General features: G+C 58.4%; 1 pseudogene. It reads left to right on the plus strand.

What is annotated here, in order from left to right:
- Positions 1 to 7 precede the first annotated feature (7 nt).
- Positions 8 to 425, plus strand: a pseudogene (locus GSQ92_RS06835) (IS5 family transposase); the annotation flags it as partial.

Below are 425 nucleotides of genomic sequence, written 5' to 3' on the forward strand. Positions count from 1 at the left end.
TACCGTCATGGACAAACTGTTTCTGCTCAGCAACCGGCAAATGGCGCGGATATCGCCGCATTTTCCGCTGTCGCATGGTGTGCCGCGGGTCGATGACCGGCGGGTTGTCAGCGGAATCGTCTACGTTATCCGCCACGGCCTCCAATGGAAGGATGCGCCGAAAGCCTACGGGCCTCACAAGACACTCTACAATCGGTTCGTGCGCTGGAGCTTGCTCGGCGTGTTCGACAGAATCTTTGCTTCTTTGGCCGCCGAGGACGCCAAGCCTGATCGGATCATGATCGACGCCACTCATTTGAAGGCTCACCGCACGGCAGCCAGCCTGCTTCAAAAAGGGGCTTTCCCCGCTGCATTGGTCGAACGAAGGGCGGTCTGAATTCCAAGTTGCATGCGGTCTGCAACGGAGAAGGCAAGCCCCTGCTTCT

The sequence above is a fragment of the Acidisoma sp. S159 genome (genome assembly GCF_009766125.1).
GTDB lineage: Bacteria > Pseudomonadota > Alphaproteobacteria > Acetobacterales > Acetobacteraceae > Acidisoma.